General features: G+C 68.8%; 13 protein-coding genes and 2 tRNA genes. 9 read left to right on the top strand and 6 right to left on the bottom strand.

The genetic code is table 11. The features are described from left to right. Nucleotides 1–120: 120 nt before the first annotated feature. The 5 genes from gcvT to dinB all read right to left on the bottom strand — a co-directional run bounded on the left by gcvT (nt 121) and on the right by dinB (nt 7,546). Complete coding sequence (gene gcvT, locus PKO50_RS05685; protein WP_275629095.1) at nt 121–1,233, bottom strand: glycine cleavage system aminomethyltransferase GcvT; 1,113 nt, start codon at nt 1,231–1,233, stop codon at nt 121–123. A gap of 93 nt (nt 1,234–1,326) precedes the next feature. Beyond that, nucleotides 1,327–4,188 (bottom strand): aminomethyl-transferring glycine dehydrogenase, encoded by a 2,862-nt coding sequence (gene gcvP / locus PKO50_RS05680; RefSeq protein WP_275629094.1) that lies wholly within the window; start codon nt 4,186–4,188, stop codon nt 1,327–1,329. Between the two features lie 14 nt (nt 4,189–4,202). Next, complete coding sequence (gene gcvH, locus PKO50_RS05675; protein ID WP_043271120.1) at nt 4,203–4,580, bottom strand: glycine cleavage system protein GcvH; 378 nt, start codon at nt 4,578–4,580, stop codon at nt 4,203–4,205. A 265-nt stretch (nt 4,581–4,845) separates the two neighbouring features. After that, entirely contained in the window at nt 4,846–6,372 is a 1,527-nt protein-coding gene (locus PKO50_RS05670; protein ID WP_089394074.1) for a sigma-54-dependent transcriptional regulator, read from the bottom strand. A 112-nt stretch (nt 6,373–6,484) separates the two neighbouring features. Then, complete coding sequence (gene dinB, locus PKO50_RS05665; protein ID WP_109936791.1) at nt 6,485–7,546, bottom strand: DNA polymerase IV; 1,062 nt, start codon at nt 7,544–7,546, stop codon at nt 6,485–6,487. Nucleotides 7,547–7,758: 212 nt separating this feature from the next. On the opposite strand from dinB, the gene PKO50_RS05660 reads away from it, so the two are divergent. The 5 genes from PKO50_RS05660 to PKO50_RS05640 all read left to right on the top strand — a co-directional run bounded on the left by PKO50_RS05660 (nt 7,759) and on the right by PKO50_RS05640 (nt 12,790). After that, nucleotides 7,759–7,835, top strand: a tRNA-Met gene (locus PKO50_RS05660). A gap of 116 nt (nt 7,836–7,951) precedes the next feature. Further along, nucleotides 7,952–8,028 (top strand) — tRNA-Met (locus PKO50_RS05655). A 163-nt stretch (nt 8,029–8,191) separates the two neighbouring features. Next, a complete protein-coding gene (gene mprF, locus PKO50_RS05650; protein ID WP_275629093.1) occupies nt 8,192–10,825 on the top strand; it encodes a bifunctional lysylphosphatidylglycerol flippase/synthetase MprF in 2,634 nt (877 codons plus the stop codon). A 1-nt stretch (nt 10,826) separates the two neighbouring features. Further along, on the top strand, nt 10,827–12,107 hold the full coding sequence (locus PKO50_RS05645; RefSeq protein WP_275629092.1) for an AcvB/VirJ family lysyl-phosphatidylglycerol hydrolase: 1,281 nt from the start codon (nt 10,827–10,829) through the stop codon (nt 12,105–12,107). Between the two features lie 119 nt (nt 12,108–12,226). After that, nucleotides 12,227–12,790, top strand: a complete 564-nt coding sequence (locus PKO50_RS05640; RefSeq protein WP_089394078.1) for a cytochrome b — start codon at nt 12,227–12,229, stop codon at nt 12,788–12,790. A gap of 645 nt (nt 12,791–13,435) precedes the next feature. Here the strand turns inward: PKO50_RS05640 and PKO50_RS05635 are convergent. Further along, a complete protein-coding gene (locus PKO50_RS05635; RefSeq protein WP_109932199.1) occupies nt 13,436–15,340 on the bottom strand; it encodes a potassium transporter Kup in 1,905 nt (634 codons plus the stop codon). 250 nt (nt 15,341–15,590) lie between these two features. On the opposite strand from PKO50_RS05635, the gene rimO reads away from it, so the two are divergent. From rimO to PKO50_RS05615, 4 genes are all read left to right on the top strand, one after another. Then, entirely contained in the window at nt 15,591–16,913 is a 1,323-nt protein-coding gene (rimO, locus tag PKO50_RS05630) for a 30S ribosomal protein S12 methylthiotransferase RimO (protein WP_089394080.1), read from the top strand. A 222-nt stretch (nt 16,914–17,135) separates the two neighbouring features. Beyond that, the gene (locus tag PKO50_RS05625) at nt 17,136–17,597 is read left to right on the top strand and encodes a DUF1456 family protein (RefSeq protein ID WP_275629091.1); all 462 of its coding nucleotides are present in this window, start codon (nt 17,136–17,138) and stop codon (nt 17,595–17,597) included. A gap of 15 nt (nt 17,598–17,612) precedes the next feature. Then, nucleotides 17,613–17,978, top strand: a complete 366-nt coding sequence (locus PKO50_RS05620; protein WP_109937124.1) for a DUF2784 domain-containing protein — start codon at nt 17,613–17,615, stop codon at nt 17,976–17,978. 85 nt (nt 17,979–18,063) lie between these two features. Continuing rightward, complete coding sequence (locus tag PKO50_RS05615; RefSeq protein WP_275629090.1) at nt 18,064–18,834, top strand: SDR family oxidoreductase; 771 nt, start codon at nt 18,064–18,066, stop codon at nt 18,832–18,834. Nucleotides 18,835–18,865 lie beyond the last annotated feature (31 nt).

Raw genomic sequence — 18,865 nt, 5'->3', positions numbered from 1 at the left:
GGGAAGGCTTGGCGTAGGGCGCATAACGCCTACGGCGTTATCCGCCAAATCGCGGACAGAGTCCGCTCCTACGGTTCCAGGAAGCACGGTCGTAGGAGCGGACTCCGTCCGCGATGCGCTTCAGCCGCGGTAATACCGCTGCGGCACGAAGGGCGTGCGCGCCACCTTCATCGGCACGCGCTTGCCGCGGACCATGGCGAAGACTTCGCTGTCCAGCGCGGCATGGGCGCCGGCCACGTAGCCCACGGCCACCGGCGCGCCCAGGCTCGGGCCGAAGCCGCCGCTGCTGACCTTGCCGATCACCGCGCCATCGGCGTCGACGATCTCCGCCCCTTCGCGCACCGGCACGCGCTCCTGCGGCAGCAGGCCGACGCGCTTGCTGGCCACGCCTTCGCGCTGCTGGGCGAAGATCCGCTCGGCGCCGGGGAAGCCGCCGGCGCGCGCGCCATCGGCGCGGCGCACCTTGGAGATGGCCCAGCCCAGGCTCGCTTCCACCGGGGTGGTGGCGCTGTCCATGTCATGGCCGTACAGGCACAGGCCGGCTTCCAGGCGCAGCGAGTCGCGCGCGCCCAGGCCGATCGGCTGCACCTCTTCCTCGGCCAGCAAGGCGCGGGCCAGGGCTTCGGCCTGGGCCACGGGCACGGAAATCTCGTAGCCGTCCTCGCCGGTGTAGCCGGAACGGCTGACGTTGCATTGCACGCCGAGCAGCTCGACCGTGGCCACCTGCATGAAGGTCAGCGCCTTCACCGCCGGGGCGAAGCGCCCCAGCACCTCGGCCGCCGCCGGGCCCTGCAGGGCCAGCAGGGCGTGGCTGTCGAACAGCGACTCGATCTCGCAGCGGTCGCCGATGTGCTGGCGCAGGTGCGCCAGGTCCTGGTCCTTGCAGGCGGCGTTGACCACCAGGAACAGGTGGTCGCCGGCATTGGCCACCATCAGGTCGTCGAGGATGCCGCCCTCGGCGTTGGTGAACAGCGCATAGCGCTGCTGGCCGACCGGCAGGTCAAGGATGTCCACCGGCACCAGGCTTTCCAGCGCCGCGGCGGCATCCGCGCCGCGCAGGCGCAGCTGGCCCATGTGCGAGACGTCGAACAGGCCGGCCCGGGCGCGGGTATGCAGGTGCTCCTTGAGCACGCCCAGGGGGTATTGCACCGGCATCTCGTAGCCGGCGAAGGGAACCATCTTCGCACCCAGTTCCAGGTGCAGGTCGTACAGCGGCGTCTTGGCGAGGCTCATGGCAACTCCTTGGCGAAAAAAAGGCCGCGCCGGCGCGTCCGGCGCCAACCGCGGCCACGGCGCCCACCGGAGCGGGCGCAGGGACTTAAGGGTTCACGCGTCCTGGTAGTCGGCGATCGACGGGCAGGAACAGGCCAGGTTGCGGTCGCCGTAGACATTGTCCACGCGGCCCACCGGCGGCCAGTACTTGGCGTCCACCAGGCTGGCCAGCGGGTACACCGCCTGCTCGCGGCTGTAAGGGTGCGACCACTCGCCGACCAGCTCCGCCGCGGTGTGCGGGGCGTTCTTCAGCGGGTTGTCGTCCTTGTCCAGCTCGCCGCGCTCCACCGCGCGGATTTCCTCGCGGATGCGGATCATGGCGTCGCAGAAGCGGTCCAGCTCCTGCTTCGACTCGCTCTCGGTGGGTTCCACCATCAGCGTGCCGGCCACCGGGAAGGACATGGTCGGGGCGTGGAAGCCGAAGTCGATCAGGCGCTTGGCCACGTCGTCGACGTTGATCCCGCTGGTTTCCTTGAGCGGGCGCAGGTCGAGGATGCACTCGTGGGCCACCAGGCCGTTCTCACCGGTATAGAGCACCGGGTAGTGCTCTTCCAGGCGGCGGGCGATGTAGTTGGCGCCGAGGATGGCCGCCTGGGACGCGCGCTTGAGGCCCTGGCCGCCCATCATGCGGATGTACATCCAGGTGATCGGCAGGATGCTGGCGCTGCCGAAGGGCGCCGCGCTCACCGCGCCGGCCTTGCGTTCGAGCTGCTCGCCGTGGCCGGGCAGGAAGGGCGCCAGGTGCGCCTTCACGCCGATCGGGCCGACGCCCGGGCCGCCGCCGCCGTGGGGGATGCAGAAGGTCTTGTGCAGGTTCAGGTGCGAGACGTCGCCGCCGAACCTGCCCGGCGCGCACAGGCCGACCATGGCGTTCATGTTGGCGCCGTCGATGTACACCTGGCCGCCGTTGTCGTGGACGATGGCGCAGATGTCGCGGATGCCTTCCTCGAACACGCCGTGGGTCGACGGGTAGGTGATCATGATCGCCGCCAGGCGTTCGCGGTGCTCCTCGGCCTTGGCCTTGAGGTCGGCCAGGTCGACGTTGCCGCGTGCGTCGCAGGCGGTGACCACCACGCGCAGGCCGGCCATCTGGGCGGTGGCCGGGTTGGTGCCGTGGGCCGAGGACGGGATCAGGCAGATGTCGCGGTGGCCCTCGCCACGGCTGGCGTGGTAGGCGCGGATGGCCAGCAGGCCGGCGTACTCGCCCTGGGAGCCGGCGTTGGGCTGCAGCGACACGGCGTCGTAGCCGGTGGCGGCGCAGAGCATGGCCTCCAGCTCCTGGGTCATGGCGCGGTAGCCTTCGGCCTGCTCGGCCGGGGCGAAGGGGTGCAGGTTGCCGAACTCGGCCCAGGTGATCGGGATCATCTCGCTGGCGGCGTTCAGCTTCATGGTGCAGGAGCCCAGCGGGATCATGCTGCGGTCCAGCGCCAGGTCCTTGTCGGCCAGCTTGCGCAGGTAGCGCATCAGCTCGGTTTCCGAATGGTAGCGGTTGAACACCTCGTGGCGCAGGAAGGCCGAGGTGCGCAGCAGGGCTTGCGGCAGCTGGTCGCCGACGCTGGCGGCCAGGGCGGCGAAGTCCGGCAGCGCCTGGCCGGCGGCGAACACCACCCACAGGGCTTCGACGGCGGCCTGCTCGCAGGTCTCGTCGAGGGAGACGCCGACGCGGCCGTCGTCGATCACCCGCAGGTTGAGGCCGGCAGCCTGGGCGGCGGCGTGGACTTCGGCGGCCGGGCGCGCGGTGGCGACGCTCAGGGTGTCGAAGAAGTATGCCTGCTCGACCTTGTGGCCCAGCTGCGCCAGGCCAGCGGCCAGGATGGCGGTCAGCCGGTGCACGCGCCGGGCGATGTCGCTCAGGCCCCGGGGGCCGTGGTAGACGGCGTACATGCTGGCGATGTTGGCCAGCAGCACCTGGGCGGTGCAGATGTTGCTGGTGGCCTTCTCGCGGCGGATGTGCTGCTCGCGGGTCTGCATGGCCAGGCGCAGCGCCGGGTTACCGAAGCGGTCGATGGAGATGCCCACCAGGCGGCCCGGCATGTCGCGCTTGAAGGCATCGCGGGTGGCGAAGTAGGCCGCGTGCGGGCCGCCGAAGCCCAGCGGCACGCCGAAGCGCTGGGCGCTGCCGAGCACCACGTCGGCGCCGAACTCGCCCGGCGGCGTCAGCAGGGTCAGGGCCAGCAGGTCGGCGGCCACCGCCACCAGGGTGCCGGCGGCGTGGGCGCGCTCGATCAGCTCGCGGTAGTCGATGACCGCTCCGGTGCTGGCCGGGTATTGCAGCAGCACGCCGAAGTAGGCGGAGAAGTCCTGCAGCGCGGCCTCGTCACCGACCACCACTTCGATGCCCAGCGGCTCGGCGCGGGTGCGCAGCACGTCGAGGGTCTGTGGGTGGCAGTGCGCGGAGGCGAAGAAGGCCTGGGCGGCCTTGTTCTTCGACAGGCGCTTGCAGAAGGTCATGGCCTCGGCGGCGGCGGTGGCTTCGTCCAGCAACGAGGCGTTGGCGATCTGCATGCCGGTCAGGTCGCCGATCAGCGTCTGGAAGTTCAGCAGGGCTTCCAGGCGGCCCTGGGAGATTTCCGGCTGGTAGGGGGTGTAGGCGGTGTACCAGGCCGGGTTTTCCAGCAGGTTTCGCAGGATCGGCGCCGGGGTGTGGCAGGGGTAGTAGCCCTGGCCGATGTGGTTGCGCAAGAGCTGGTTCTTCGCGGCGATGGCGCGCAGGTCGGCCAGGGCCTGGGCCTCGCCCTGCCCCGCGCTGCCATCGAGCACGCTGGTGCCCTTGATGCTGTTGGGGATGACGCTGTCGGTCAGGGCGTCGAGGCTGGCGTAGCCGACCAGCTCGAGCATGGCCTGGGTGTCGGCCTCGCGCGGGCCGATGTGGCGGGCGATGAATTCGTTGCTGGTGCTCAGTTGGACCTTGCTCATGCGGGCTCCCCGGTTCAGGCGCGGGCGGACAGGTAGGCTTCGTAGCCGGCCTGGTCCATCAGGGTGTCGAGGGCGGCGGCGTCATCCAGGCGGATGCGGAAGAACCAGCCGTCGGCCAGCGGCGCCTGGTTGACCAGCTCCGGGCCGTCGATCAGAGCGGGGTTGACCTCGGTGACCTCGCCGGCCAGCGGCATGACGATATTGCTGGCGGCCTTCACCGACTCCAGCACCGCCACTTCTGCGCCCTGCTCATGGCGGCCGAGCTCCGGCAGCTGGACGTAGACCACGTCGCCGAGGGCTTCCTGGGCATAGTCGGTGACGCCGACGGTCACTTCGCCGGAAGCTTCGAGGCGCAGCCATTCATGGTCGGGTGTGAAGCGCAGGGTGGTCATGGATCGTCCTCTTGGTCTCGTCTGGAGCCGTCGGGTGGCTCGCGATTTTTCCCGGCACGAGAGCAAGGGTGATGCCAAGACAAATAAAATCCTTATAAATCAATTTGTTGAAAAACAACGCCATCAGACGCGAACCAACCATTGGAACGAAATCATTCCACGAAAACCAGCGAGTCTCCTGGCTTTTAGCGCATCAGGGCCCCGGCTGGCGCGGCCGCCACCAAATGGAACGAAACCGCTCCACCGGAGCGAAACCGTTCCACCCTCAGCGTTCGCCGATCCCGTACTTGCGCAGGCGCTGGCCGATGGCGGTGTGCGAGGTGCGCAGGCGCGCGGCCAATTGCCGCGTCGAAGGGTAGGCCGCGTAGAGGCGCTGCAGCAGCGACTTCTCGAACTGCTGCACGGCCTCCTCCAGGCTGGTGACCTCCTCGTCGGCGGCCTGGCGGGTGTCCAGCTCGGTGCCGGCCACTTCCAGGTCCTCGACGCCGATCACCTCGCCCTCACCGATGGCCGCGGCGCGGAAGATCTTGTTCTGCAGCTGGCGCACGTTGCCGGCCCAGCGGTTGCCCAGCAGCAGCGGGTGGGTTTCCGGCGCCAGGCGGCACGGCGGGCGCTGGATCTGCGTGCAGGCCAGGCGCAGGAAGTGCTCGGCCAGCAGCAGGATGTCCTGGCCGCGCTCGCGCAGCGGCGGCACCTGCAGGTTGAGGACGTTGAGGCGGTAGTAGAGGTCTTCGCGGAAGCTGCCCTCGCCGACCATCTTCGCCAGGTTGCGGTGGGTGGCGCAGAGCACCCGCACGTTCACCCGCACCTCGCGCTCGCCGCCGATGCGGCGGAAGCAGCCGTCGCTGAGGAAACGCAGCAGCTTGGCCTGCAGGTAGGGCGACATCTCGCCCACTTCGTCGAGGAACACCGTGCCGCGGTCGGCCAGCTCCAGCAGGCCCGGCTTGCCGCCGCGCTGGGCGCCGGTGAAGGCACCCGAGGCGTAGCCGAACAGCTCGCTCTCGGCCAGGCTCTCCGGCAGCGCCGCGCAGTTCAGCGCCAGGAAGGGTTCTTCGCGGCGTGCGCTCAAGGCATGGCAGGCGCGCGCCACCAGTTCCTTGCCGGTGCCGGTCTCGCCCTGGATCAGCAGCGGCGCGTCCAGCCCGGCGACCTTGCGCACCCGCGCCTTCAACTGCATCAGCGGCGGCGAGCGACCGATCAGGCCCTGCAGGCCCTCGGCGTGGTCGTGGTGCAGCAGCGACAGGCGCTCGCCGATGCGGCTCGGCGGGTAGAGCGTCAGCAGGCCGCCATCCAGGGCATCGCCGGCGCCGCGGATCGGCGTGGCGTCCAGCAGCAGCGGCTGGCCGCCGAGGCTGACCTCGTGCATCGGCAGGCGGAAGCCCTTCTCCACCAGGTGCTCGGCCAGGCCCGGTTCGTCGAACAGGGTGGACAGCGACTCGCCGGCCGGCTGGCGGCCGCACAGGTCGATGAGCCGGGGGTTGGCGAAGAGCACCCGGGCCTGGGCGTCCACCGCCAGCACCGGGTCGCCCATGGCCGCCAGCAGCGCGTCCAGGTGCAGGCTGCGGCGCTGGCCGGGGAGCATGTCGACGATCTGCACCGAGAGCACGCCGCGCACCCGCAGCAGCGCGCCATGCAACTCGTGGAGCACTTCCTGGCGCAGCTCGGGGGCATCTATATAGACGTTCGGCGGCACCATCTCCACCGCGTCCAGGTTCAGGTTGCGCGCGCCCAGCAGCGCCAGGACTTCCTGGGTGATGCCGACGCGGTCGGTGAAGGTGACGTGGATTCGCATGCTCGGGGCCCTGGCTACGCGCTGCGCATGATCGGACTTTTGCCCGGCGCAGACAACGCTCAGAACCCGTTGACGCAGTTATGCCGACGCGCAGCAGATCGCAGGCAGGTTCTCAGAACAGGCTGAGCTGCTCGGCCCTGCCGCGCAGGTCGACCAGGCGCACGCCCACGCCGATCAGCCGCACCGGCCGCGCGCCGCGCTGGAAGGCCTGGTTCAGCAGTTGCCGGTAGCTGTCCAGGTCGCGGCTAGCGTTGGCCTGCTCCAGGGTGGTCTGGGTGAAGTCGTGGAACTTCAGCTTGACGAAGGGCTTGCCCGGCCGGTAGCTGGCGTCCAGGCGCTGCATGCGCCGCTGCAGCTCGTCGAGCAGCCCGGGCAGCTCGGCCAGGCAGGCGTCGACGTCGGGCAGGTCGCGGTCGAAGGTGTTCTCCACGCTGATCGACTGGCGCCGGCTGTCCACCTGCACCGGGCGCTCGTCGATGCCGCGGGCCAGGTTCCACAGGCGCTCGCCGAAGCCGCCGAACTCGCGCACCAGCGCCAGGCGCGACCAGTCGCGCAGCTGCTGGCAGTCCTGCACGCCCAGGCGCGCCAGCTTCTCGGCGGTGACCTTGCCCACGCCGTGGAGCTTCTTCACCGGCAGTTCGGCGACGAATTCCTCGACCTGCTCGGGGGTGATGACGAACAGGCCGTTGGGCTTGCGCCAGTCGCTGGCGATCTTGGCCAGGAACTTGTTCGGCGCCACCCCGGCCGAGACCGTGATGCCCAGCGACGACCAGACGCGCCGGCGGATGTCCTGGGCGATGCGCGTGGCGCTGCCGGAAAACTGCTGGCAGTCGCTGACGTCCAGGTAGGCCTCGTCCAGGGACAGCGGCTCGATGAGGTCGGTGTAGTCGCGGAAGATCCCGTGGATTTCCCGCGACACGCCTTTATAGACGTCCATGCGCGGGCGCACGATGGTCAGGTCCGGGCACAGCTTGACCGCGGTGCGCATGGCCATGGCCGAGTGCAGGCCGTAGACGCGCGCCTCGTAGTTGCAGGTGGCGACCACCCCGCGCTTGTCCGGCGAACCGCCCACGGCCAGCGGCTTGCCCGCAAGGCTGGGGTCGTCGCGCATCTCGATGGCGGCGTAGAAGCAATCGCAATCGATGTGGATGATCTTTCGCTGCCGGGAACTCAACGCGGAACCTGCTCGGACGGAATTGCACCGGAACACCGGGGAAATGCCCCTGCCGTTCCTGAGTGCTCGGTGAAGGCACCATGGTAATGCAAAACGGTGCGAACGCCCGCGCCGCCCGCCCTGGGCCGCCCTGCTTCGCTAAGCATCTGAAGAAAAACCAGTTTTTCCGAGAAAACGGTTGACAGGGTGGCTGTCCTGAGTAGAATGGCCGCCGCGGGATGGAGCAGTCTGGTAGCTCGTCGGGCTCATAACCCGAAGGTCGTTGGTTCAAATCCAGCTCCCGCAACCAGACACAAGGAAAAGGCCACTCTTCGGAGTGGCCTTTTTCGTTTGCGCTCAATTTAAATAATTGATCGGAAAGCAAAAATCGATTGACAGGGTGTTCAGCCCGAGTAGAATGGCCGGCGCGGGATGGAGCAGTCTGGTAGCTCGTCGGGCTCATAACCCGAAGGTCGTTGGTTCAAATCCAGCTCCCGCAACCAACATAGAAAAAAGCCACTCTGCGGAGTGGCTTTTTTCGTTACAGCGGAAAAAGACCGAGCCTGATCCAGGCTGCGCCCCCCATAATTGCAGTCATTTGTTCCCACGGACTTGGGAATTCGCGAGGGTGCCCCCACCTGTCGCGCAACAGCCATGAGGTGCCCGATGCGCGTCGACTCCACCGCGCCTGAGACTCCGGAAACTGCCAGCGCCCCTTCCCGCCCCCGCCTGATCGAACGGCTCGGCGCCCACCGCCAGGCCATCGGCGTCGGCGTCACCCTGTTGCTGTTCGCCCTGGCGCTGGTGGCCTGCTACCACCTGCTGCGCGACATCGATCCCTATTCCCTGCACGACGCCATCCTCGACATCCCCGGCGACGCGCTGTTCGGCGCCCTGGCCGCGACGGTCGCGGGGTTCATCTGCCTGCTCGGCTACGAGTGGTCGGCCACCCGCTTCGCCGGGGTGAAGCTGCCGCTGCCGACGCTGCTGACCGGCGGCTTCAGCGCCTTCGCCATCGGCAACGCGGTGGGCCTGTCGATGCTTTCCGGCGGTTCGGTGCGCTACCGCCTGTACGCCCGCGCCGGGCTGAACGCCATGGAAGTGGCGCGCATGACGCTGTTCGCCAGCCTGTCCCTGGGCTGCGCGCTGCCGGTGCTGGCGGCCATGGCGGCGCTCAGCGACCTGCCCGACGCCGCCCTGGCGCTGAACCTGCCGCAGTGGCTGGTGGCGACCCTGGCGGTGGCCATCCTGGCCTTCTGCGTGCTGCTGGTAGTCGGCATGGAGCGACGCCGCGAGCCGGAGCAACCGTCGCCGGACAGCCAACTGATCCGCATCGGCCGCCGCACGGTGCGCCTGCCGGGCCTGCGCCTGTCGCTGCTGCAGTTGGTGATCACCGCGCTGGACGTGGCCGCCGCCGCCACCGTGCTCTACCTGCTGCTGCCCGAGGCGCCGCCGTTCGGCGCCTTCCTGCTGGTCTACATGATCGCCCTGGCCGCCGGCGTGCTCAGCCACGTGCCCGGCGGCGTCGGGGTGTTCGAGGCGATCCTGCTGGCTGCCTTCGCCGGCCAACTGGGCGCCGCGCCCCTGGCCGCCGCCCTGCTGATGTATCGCCTCATCTATGTGGTGCTGCCGCTGCTGCTGGCCTGCCTGCTGCTGCTGGTGGTCGAGGCGCGGCGCATGCTCCTGGCGCGCCAGGCGATGCGCGTGGCGTCCGGCCTGGCCGCGCCGGTGCTGGCGGTGCTGGTGTTCATTTCCGGCATCGTCCTGCTGTTCTCCGGCGCCACCCCGTCCATCGATACCCGCCTGGACGAGCTGGACTTCCTGGTCCCGCACCGCCTGGTGGATGCCTCGCACTTCGCCGCCAGCCTGATCGGCGTGCTCTGCCTGCTGCTGGCCCAGGGCCTGCGCCGGCGGCTGTCGGCGGCCTGGGCGATCACCCTGGTGCTGCTGCTCAGCGGCGCGGTGCTGTCGCTGCTCAAGGGCGTGGACTGGGAGGAAGCGCTGATCCTCGGCGTCACCGCCCTGCTGCTGGCGATCTTCCGCCGCTCCTTCTACCGCCGCAGCCGGCTGATGGAAGTGCCCTTCTCGCCGCTGTACCTGGCGGCGGCCGCCTGCGTGGTGGCGGCGTCCATCTGGCTGTTCCTGTTCGCCTACCAGGACGTGCCCTACAGCCACGAGCTGTGGTGGCAGTTCGCCCTCGACGCCGACGCCCCCCGTGGCCTGCGCGCGGCCCTGGGCAGCTGCCTGCTGCTGGCCGCGGTGGGCCTGACCTGGCTGCTGCGCACCTCGCCGCCGGCGATCCACGAGCCGAGCGCCGAGGAACTGGACCGCGCCGCCGCCATCCTCGCCCGTTCCGAGCAGCCCGACGGCGGCCTGGCGCTGTCCGGCGACAAGGCCCTGCTGTTCCACCCCAGCCAGGACGCCTTCCTCATGTACGCCCGCCGCGGCCGCAGCCTGGTGGCGCTGTACGACCCGATCGGCCCGACCCAGGCCCGCGCCGAGCTGATCTGGCAGTTCCGCGACCTCTGCGACCTGCACCACGCGCGCCCGGTGTTCTACCAGGTGCGCGCGGAGAACCTGCCGTTCTACATGGACATCGGCCTGACCGCCCTCAAGCTCGGCGAGGAGGCGCGCGTGGACCTGCGCCGCTTCGACCTGGAAGCCAAGGGCAAGGACATGAAGGACCTGCGCTACACCTGGAACCGCGGCCAGCGCGACGGCCTGGCCATCGAGTTCCACGACGCCGGGCAGGCGCCGATGGAGGAGCTCAAGGCGATCTCCGACGCCTGGCTGGGCGGCAAGGCCACCCGCGAGAAGGGCTTCTCCCTGGGCCGCTTCACCCCCGAGTACCTGCGCTACTTCCGCGTCGCCGTGGTGCGCCACCAGGGCCGCGCGGTGGCCTTCGTCAACCTGCTGGAGACCGCCAGCCACGAACTGGCCAGCCTGGACCTGATGCGGGTGGTGCCGGACGCGCCGAAGATGACCATGGAATTCCTCATGCTCGGCCTGATCCTGCACTACAAGGAACGCGGCTACGCCCGCTTCAGCCTCGGCATGGTGCCGCTCTCGGGCCTGCAGCCGCGCCGTGGCGCGCCGCTGACGCAGCGCCTGGGCGCGCTGGTGTTCCACCGCGGCGAACAGTTCTACAACTTCCAGGGGCTGCGTCGCTTCAAGGACAAGTTCCAGCCCGACTGGGAACCCCGCTACCTGGCCGTGCCCGCCGGACTGGATCCGCTGGTGGCGCTGGCCGATACCGCCGCCCTGATCGCGGGCGGCCTGTCCGGACTGGTGAAACGCTGATATGTCGAAACGTCGCTGGCGCCTGTTGGCCATCGTCCTGCTACTGGTAATCGCCGCTGCTGCCGCTGCCGTGCTGCTGTGGCTCCACCCGCTGTCCCAGGCGCGCCTGGAGCACGGCAAGCTGCCCGACGGCAGCCCCGTGAGCCTGGCCATCCCCGCCAGGCATCCGACCGCCACCGTGCTGCTGGCGGTGCCCCAGGACAACAAGCTGGACGACGCCCAGCTGCTGGCCCTGGCCCACGACAATGGCGCGCGGGTGGTGCAGTTCCTGTTCCCGGACAACGATTGCGTGGCCCAGCAGCACCGCGTGCAGGCCGCGCTGAACCTGCTCGACGCCCAGCCCACCCTGGTCGCCGGCGTGCACCAGGGCGGCGCCTGGGCCTGGCGCTGGCTGGCCGGGCAGAACAGCGACAAGGCCAAGGCCCTGTCGGTCGGCTTCGCCCTCGACAAGCCCGACTGCGCCACGCCCAGGCTGCCGCAGAGCGCGCCCCACGGCCACTGGACCGCGGCCTGGAACGACAACCCGGACGACGAGACCGCGCGCTTCGCCCGCACCCAGCAGAACGCCGAGACCGTCATCGCCAACTACTACGACAGCCTGCCGGTGGTTCTCGACGACCAGCTCAAGCGCCTGATCCAGGGCAGCGGCGACGACTTCCCGGTGGTCGAGGTGCCGGCCGCCAAGCCGTCGCCCACCGTCACCCTGTTCTACTCCGGCGACGGCGGCTGGCGCGACCTGGACCGCGACGTCGCCGGGCAGATGGCCGAGCTGGGCTACCCGGTGGTGGGCATCGACGCGCTGCGCTACTTCTGGGAGCACAAGAGCCCCGAGCAGAGCGCCGCCGACCTCGCCCTGCTGATGCAGCACTACCGCGAGAAGTGGGGCGCCACCCACTTCGTGCTGGCCGGCTACTCCTTCGGCGCCGACGTGCTGCCGGCCATCTACAACCGCCTGCCCGAGGCCGACAAGCAACAGGTCAGCGCCGTGCTGCTGCTGGCCCTGGCGCGCAGCGGCAGCTTCGAGATCGAGGTGCAGGGCTGGCTGGGCAAGGCCGGCCAGGAAGCCGCCACCGGCCCGGAACTGGCGCGCATGCCCGGGCCCAAGGTGCTCTGCGTGTACGGCATCGACGAGAAGGACGAGAGCGGCTGCACCCAGCCCCAGGCCATCGGCGAGAACCTCGAGCTGCCCGGCGGCCACCACTTCGACGAGAACTACCCGGCCCTGGCCAAGCGCCTGGTGAACGCCATCCGCGCGCGCCAGGTGCCGCCGAACGAGTCCTGAGCCGAAGGCTGGCTTACACTTCAGGCATTGGCCGCCTCTTCAGCCTGGCTTCAGGCTGAAGAGGCAAGGTGCCCGGACCCGCCGCCACGAGCGGGACAGCCTGAAGAGAAGGAGTTTCCATGAGCCAGCCCCCCTACCCGCGCCGCTACGGCAGCCTGTCCATCGCCCTGCACTGGCTGATGCTGGTGCTGATCGCCGGCGTCTACGCCTGCATCGAGCTGAAGGGCAACTACCCCAAGGGCAGCGACACCCGCGCACTGCTCAGCCAATGGCACTTCATGCTCGGCCTGAGCGTGTTCTGCCTGGTCTGGCTGCGCCTGATCGGCCGCTTCATCTACCCCACCCCGCCGATCGTGCCCGCCCCGCCGGCCTGGCAGATGCTGCTGGCCAAGGCCGTGCACCTGGCGCTCTACGCGATGATGATCGGCCTGCCCCTGGCCGGCTGGACCATCCTCAGCGCCGCCGGCAAGCCGATCCCCTTCTGGGGCCTGGAACTGCCGCCGCTGGTGGCGGAGAACCCGGACCTGGCCAAGCAGGTCAAGGCCGTCCACGAGACCGTCGGCAACATCGGCTACTTCCTCATCGGCCTGCACGCCATCGCCGCGCTGTTCCACCACTTCATCAGCCGCGACAACACCCTGGTGCGCATGCTGCCCGGCGCCGGCGAGGCGCGGCCGGAGTAGGCGGGCCTACGCCGCCCCATCGCGCCATTCCCATGCAGGAGCGCGCCCTGCGCGCGAATCGCGGACAGAGTCCGCTCCTACAGGTTGCCGAGGCACAGCATTTCCCCGTAGGAGCGGAACTTTTCCGCGATAGCCGGATACCCCGGCGCGGTTCGCGGATGAGATCCGCTCCTACGCAACCCCACCCACGCCATTCCCATGTAGGAGCGCGCCCTGCGCGCGAATCGCGGGCAGGGCCCGCTCCTACAGGTTGCCGAGGCACAGCATTTCCCCGTAGGAGCGGAACTTTTCCGCGATAGCCGGATACCCCGGCGCGGTTCGCGGATGAGATCCGCCCCTACGCAACCCCACCCACGCCATTCCCATGCAGGAGCGCGCCCTGCGCGCGAATCGCGGGCAGGGCCCGCTCCTACAGGTTGCCGTGGGGCATGGAATTTCGCCTGTAGGAGCGGACTTTGTCCGCGATAGCCGGATGTCCCGGCGCGGTTCGCGGATGAGATCCGCTCAGGTTGTCGCACCGCGCACCCGTAGGGCGCATAACGCCTACGGCGTTATCCGCCATCGCCCCGGCACCGCTGCCCTGGCCGACGGCGCATAACCGCGAACGGTTATGCGCCCTACGGGTTCTCCCTCACAGCGCGCCCCTCAGATCTCCACCTGCGTCCCCAGCTCGATCACCCGGTTCAGCGGCAGGTTGAAGTAGCGCAGGTTGCCGTTGGCGTTCTTCAGCAGGAAGGCGAACAAGCCTTCGCGCCAGCGCGCCATGCCGATGCGCCTGGACGGGATCACCGTCTCGCGGCTGAGGAAATAGGTGGTGCGCATCGGGCTGAAGTCCAGCTCGTTGAGGTGGCAGTACTTCAGCGCCGCCGGGATGTCCGGGTCCTCCATGAAGCCGAAGTGCAGCAGCACGCGGAAGAAGCCCTCGCCATAGGCATCCACCTCGAAGCGGCGGTCGGTGGCGACCCGCGGGCTGTCTTCGTTGACCACCGTGAGCAGCACCACCTGCTCGTGCAGCACCTGGTTGTGCAGCAGGTTGTGCAACAGCGCGTGCGGCACGGCGTCGGAACGCGCGGTGAGGAACACCGCGGTGCCCTGTACCCGGTGCGGCGGCTGCGAGCGGATGCTGGCGATGAACAGCGGCAGCGGCAGCGAGCCTTCGTCGAGGCGCTCCACCAGCAACTGGCGGCCACGCTTCCAGGTGGTCATCAGGATGAACAGGGCGATACCGGCGATCACCGGGAAGGCGCCACCCTGCACCACCTTCGGCAGGTTGGCCGAGAAGAACAGCACGTCCACCAGCAGCATCATGCAGAAGAACGGAATGGCCAGCCACAGCGGCCACTTCCAGTGCAGCCAGAGCACCACGCCCATCAGCAGGGTGGTCACCAGCATGGTCCCGGTCACCGCCACGCCATAGGCCGAGGCCAGCGCCGCGGAGGACTCGAAGCCCAGCACCAGCAGCACCACGCCGACCATCAGCGCCCAGTTCACCCCGGCGATGTAGACCTGCCCCTGCTCCTGGCTGGAGGTGTGCTGCACGAACATGCGCGGCACGAAGCCCAGCTGGATGGCCTGGCGGGTCAGCGAGAAGGCCCCGGAAATCACCGCCTGGGAGGCGATCACCGTGGCCACGGTGGACAACGCCACCATCGGCAGCAGCGCCCAGGACGGCGCCAGCAGGTAGAAGGGGTTGCGCGCGGCTTCCGGGTTGTAGAGGATCATCGCGCCCTGGCCGAAGTAGTTCAGCACCAGGCCCGGCAGCACCAGGGCGAACCAGGCGCGGGAAATCGGCTTGCGGCCGAAGTGGCCCATGTCCGCGTACAGCGCCTCGGCGCCGGTCAGCGCCAGCACGGTGGCGCCGAGGATGGCCACGCCGATGCCCGGATGGACCACGAAGAAATTCACCGCCCAGTACGGGTTCATGGCGTTGAGCACCACCGGGTGCTGGTAGATGCCGTACAGGCCCAGCGCGCCGAGCACCACGAACCAGATCACCATCACCGGGCCGAACAGGATGCCGATGCGCGCCGTGCCGTGGCGCTGGATGAGGAACAGGCCGACCAGCACCACCAGCGCCAGCGGCACCACCCAGTGCTCCAGGCCGTCGAAGGCGATCTCCAGGCCCTCGATCGCCGAGAGCACCGAGATCGCCGGGGTAATCATGCTGTCGCCGTAGAACAGCGAGGCGCCGAACAGGCCCAGCACCACCAGCACCGCGCTCAACCTGGGGTAGTCGTGGGCGGCGCGGCGCGCCAGCGCGGTCAGCGCCATCACCCCGCCCTCGCCCTGGTTGTCGGCGCGCAGGACGAAGATCACGTACTTGATCGAGACCACCCACACCAGCGACCAGAAAATCAGCGAAAGGATGCCGAGGATGGCGTCGTGCCCCACCTGCACGCCATAGCCGCCGACGAAGACTTCCTTGAGCGTGTACAGCGGGCTGGTACCGATGTCGCCGTAGCAGACGCCCACCGCGGCCACCATCATGCCCAGGGCGGAGCTTGAATGGTTTTCCTGCTGCTCCGCGGTTCCAGCGCTGGCGTTGGACATGTAACAAAATTCCTCTAGGAAAAATTCGGCGCATCCTGCGCCGACGGACTCGGCGATGCAAGCGCCGCGAAAGCTCGATCTGAATGACTATAGAGGGTGTTCGGCGGCCTTACCCTGTGCCCGGCGGCGCTTTCGCGGGGCGCTGCGGCAGCTTGTCTCACGGAGGCTGGTCAAGCGCGCGGGCTGTCGCTAGAATTGCGCACTTTTTGATCAGAGGCGCCGCCAGCGCGCCCTTAGAGGTTAGCCGCCCATGTCCACCGCAACGCCCAAAGTCGGATTTGTCAGCCTCGGATGCCCCAAGGCAACGGTCGACTCCGAACGCATCCTCACCCAGCTGCGCATGGAGGGCTACGAGATCGTGCCCACCTACGAGGACGCCGACGTCGTTGTGGTGAACACCTGCGGCTTCATCGACAGCGCCAAGGCCGAATCCCTGGACGCCATCGGCGAAGCCATCGCCGAGAACGGCAAGGTCATCGTCACCGGCTGCATGGGCGTTTCCGAGGACAGCATCCGTGACGTGCACCCCAGCGTACTGGCGGTCACCGGCCCGCAGCAGTACGAGCAGGTGGTCAGCGCCGTGCACGAGGTGATCCCGCCGAAGGCCGAGCACAACCCGCTGATCGACCTGGTGCCGCCACAGGGCATCAAGCTCACCCCGCGCCACTACGCCTACCTGAAGATTTCCGAGGGCTGCAACCACAGCTGCAGCTTCTGCATCATCCCGTCGATGCGCGGCAAGCTGGTCAGCCGCCCGGTGGGCGACGTGCTCAGCGAGGCCCAGCGCCTGGTCAAGGCCGGCGTCAAGGAACTGCTGGTGATCTCCCAGGACACCAGCGCCTACGGCGTGGACCTGAAGTACAAGCTGGACTTCTGGGACGGCCAGCCGGTGAAGACGCGCATGCTGGAGCTGTGCGAGGCGCTGTCGGGCATGGGTGTGTGGGTGCGCCTGCACTACGTCTACCCCTACCCCAACGTCGACGACGTCATCCCGCTGATGGCGCAGGGCAAGCTGCTGCCCTACCTGGACATCCCCTTCCAGCACGCCAGCCCGAAGGTGCTCAAGTCCATGAAGCGCCCGGCGTTCGAGGACAAGACCCTGGCGCGCATCAAGAAATGGCGCGAGACCTGCCCCGAGCTGACCATCCGCTCCACCTTCATCGTCGGCTTCCCCGGCGAGACCGAGGAAGACTTCCAGTACCTGCTCGACTGGCTGACCGAAGCCCAGCTCGACCGCGTCGGCTGCTTCCAGTACTCCCCGGTGGAAGGCGCCCCGGCCAACGACCTGGGCCTGGAGCCGGTGCCCGATGACGTCAAGCAGGAGCGCTGGGAGCGCTTCATGGCGCACCAGCAGGCGATTTCCGCCGCGCGCCTGCAGCTGAAGATCGGCAAGGAAATCGACGTGCTGATCGACGAGGTGGACGCCGAAGGCGCGGTGGGCCGTTCCTGGGCCGACGCCCCGGAGATCGACGGCGCCGTCTACATCGACAGCTTCGACGTGAAGCCGGGCGACAAGGTGCGCGTGCGCATCACCGACGCCGACGAGTACGATCTCTGGGCCGAGCTGGCCTGAGGCACCGAAAGCCCCGCCCCGCAGGCTGTGTGAAAACCTCAGGATCGGTCCCACTGGTTAAAAAACAACCTGGATTTCGCGTTTCTACGTGGATTCTGGATTGGCTGAATAGCCAAGCCTCTTCAGATTTCACGTAGGAACGCGCTCTTCGAAGAGCCACTCGGTTTTTCACACAGCCTGCCCGGCGGGGCTTTCACTTTTCCAACCGAGGAAAACCAGCGCATGCTGAACAACGACATCCTGCGCAGCCTGCGCTACAGCCTCGACATCGCCGACCGCGAGGTCGCCACCATCGCCGGCCTGGCCGGCCTTGTGCTGGACGAGGCCGAAGTCGCCGCGCTGCTGGCCCGCGAGGACGAACCCGGCTACCGCGACTGCCCGGACGAAGTGCTGGCGCGCTTCCTCGACGGCCTGATCATCCACCGCCGCGGCCGCGACGACAGTCGTCCGCTGCCGCCGCTGGAACTGCCGCTGACCAACAACCTGGTGCTGAAGAAGCTGCGGGTGGCCTTCGAGCTGCGCGACCACGACCTGCTGGCGATCCTCGACGACGCCGGGCTGGTGATGACCAAGGCCGAACTCAATGCGCTGTTCCGTGCCCCCGGCCACAGCAACTACCGCCCCTGCGGCGACCAGTTGCTGCGCAACTTCCTCAAGGGCCTGGCCCGGCGCGGGAAGCGCTGAACCGGGAACGCGCCCGTGCTGATGCGCCTGGCCGCCGACGCCGTGGTGCTGCTGCACCTGGCCTTCATCCTCTTCGTCGTGCTCGGCGGCCCGCTGGTGCTGCGCTGGCCACGCCTGGCCTGGCTGCACCTGCCGGCCGCGGCCTGGGGCGTGACCGTGGAGTGGCTGCAACTGGTCTGCCCGCTGACGCCGCTGGAAAACCGCCTGCGCCGCGCCGCCGGCGAACAGGGCTACGGCGGCGGCTTCGTCGAACACTACCTGATCCCGCTGATCTACCCGCCCGGCCTGACGCCCGCCGTGCAGTTGCTGCTGGGCACGCTGGTCGCCGCGCTCACCCTGGCCTGCTACGGCTGGCTGCTGCTGCGCAGGCTGCGCCGATGACCCGGCATTCTCCCGCTCGATAGTGCTGCGCCCGGCGCCGCCGGCGCATTAGGGTGCCAGAACCATCCAGCAGCGAGGATTTCCCATGCATCCCTACTTCAGCCTGGCCGGGCGTACCGCGCTGGTCACCGGCGGCACCCGCGGCATCGGCCGGATGATCGCCCGGGGCCTGCTCGAAGCCGGCGCCAGCGTGTTCATCTGCGCCCGCGATGGCGAGGCCTGTGCCACCACCGCCGCCGAGCTGTCGAGCTACGGCGAGTGCCACGCCCTGGCCGCCAACCTGGCCAGCGAGGAAGGCGCCCGCGCCCTGGCCGAAGCCCTGCAGGCCCGCATCGAGCGCCTGGACATCCTGGTCAACAATGCCGGCACCACCTGGGGCGCGCCGCTGGAAAGCTACCCTGCCGCGGGCTGGGAGAAGGTCATGCAGCTCAACGTCACCGCCGTGTTCAGCTGCATCCAGCAGTTGCTGCCGCTGCTGCGCAAGGCCGGCAGCGCGGACAACCCGGCGCGCGTCATCAACATCGGCTCGGTGGCCGGGCTCAGCGCCTTCGGCGAGCAGGCCTACGCCTACGGCCCGAGCAAGGCCGCTCTGCACCAGTTGTCGCGCATGCTGGCCCGCGAGCTGGTGGGCCAGCACATCAACGTCAACGTGATCGCGCCGGGGCGCTTCCCCAGCAGGATGACCCGGCACATCGCCAATGATCCCGAGGCGCTCGCCGGCGACACCGCGCACATTCCCATGAAGCGCTGGGGCCGCGAGGAAGAGATGTCCGCCCTGGCCATCGCCCTGGCGAGCAGCGCCGGCGCCTACATGACCGGCAACATCATCCCCATCGACGGCGGCTTCCACCTCTGATCGGGTAACATGGCGGCCCCTGCTCCACGCG

Source organism: Pseudomonas sp. 273 (genome assembly GCF_029201425.1).
In the GTDB taxonomy this organism is placed as follows: domain Bacteria; phylum Pseudomonadota; class Gammaproteobacteria; order Pseudomonadales; family Pseudomonadaceae; genus Pseudomonas; species Pseudomonas delhiensis.
The sequence above is the reverse complement of the archived record's forward strand: the minus strand, read 5'-3'. Positions and strand labels throughout refer to the sequence as shown.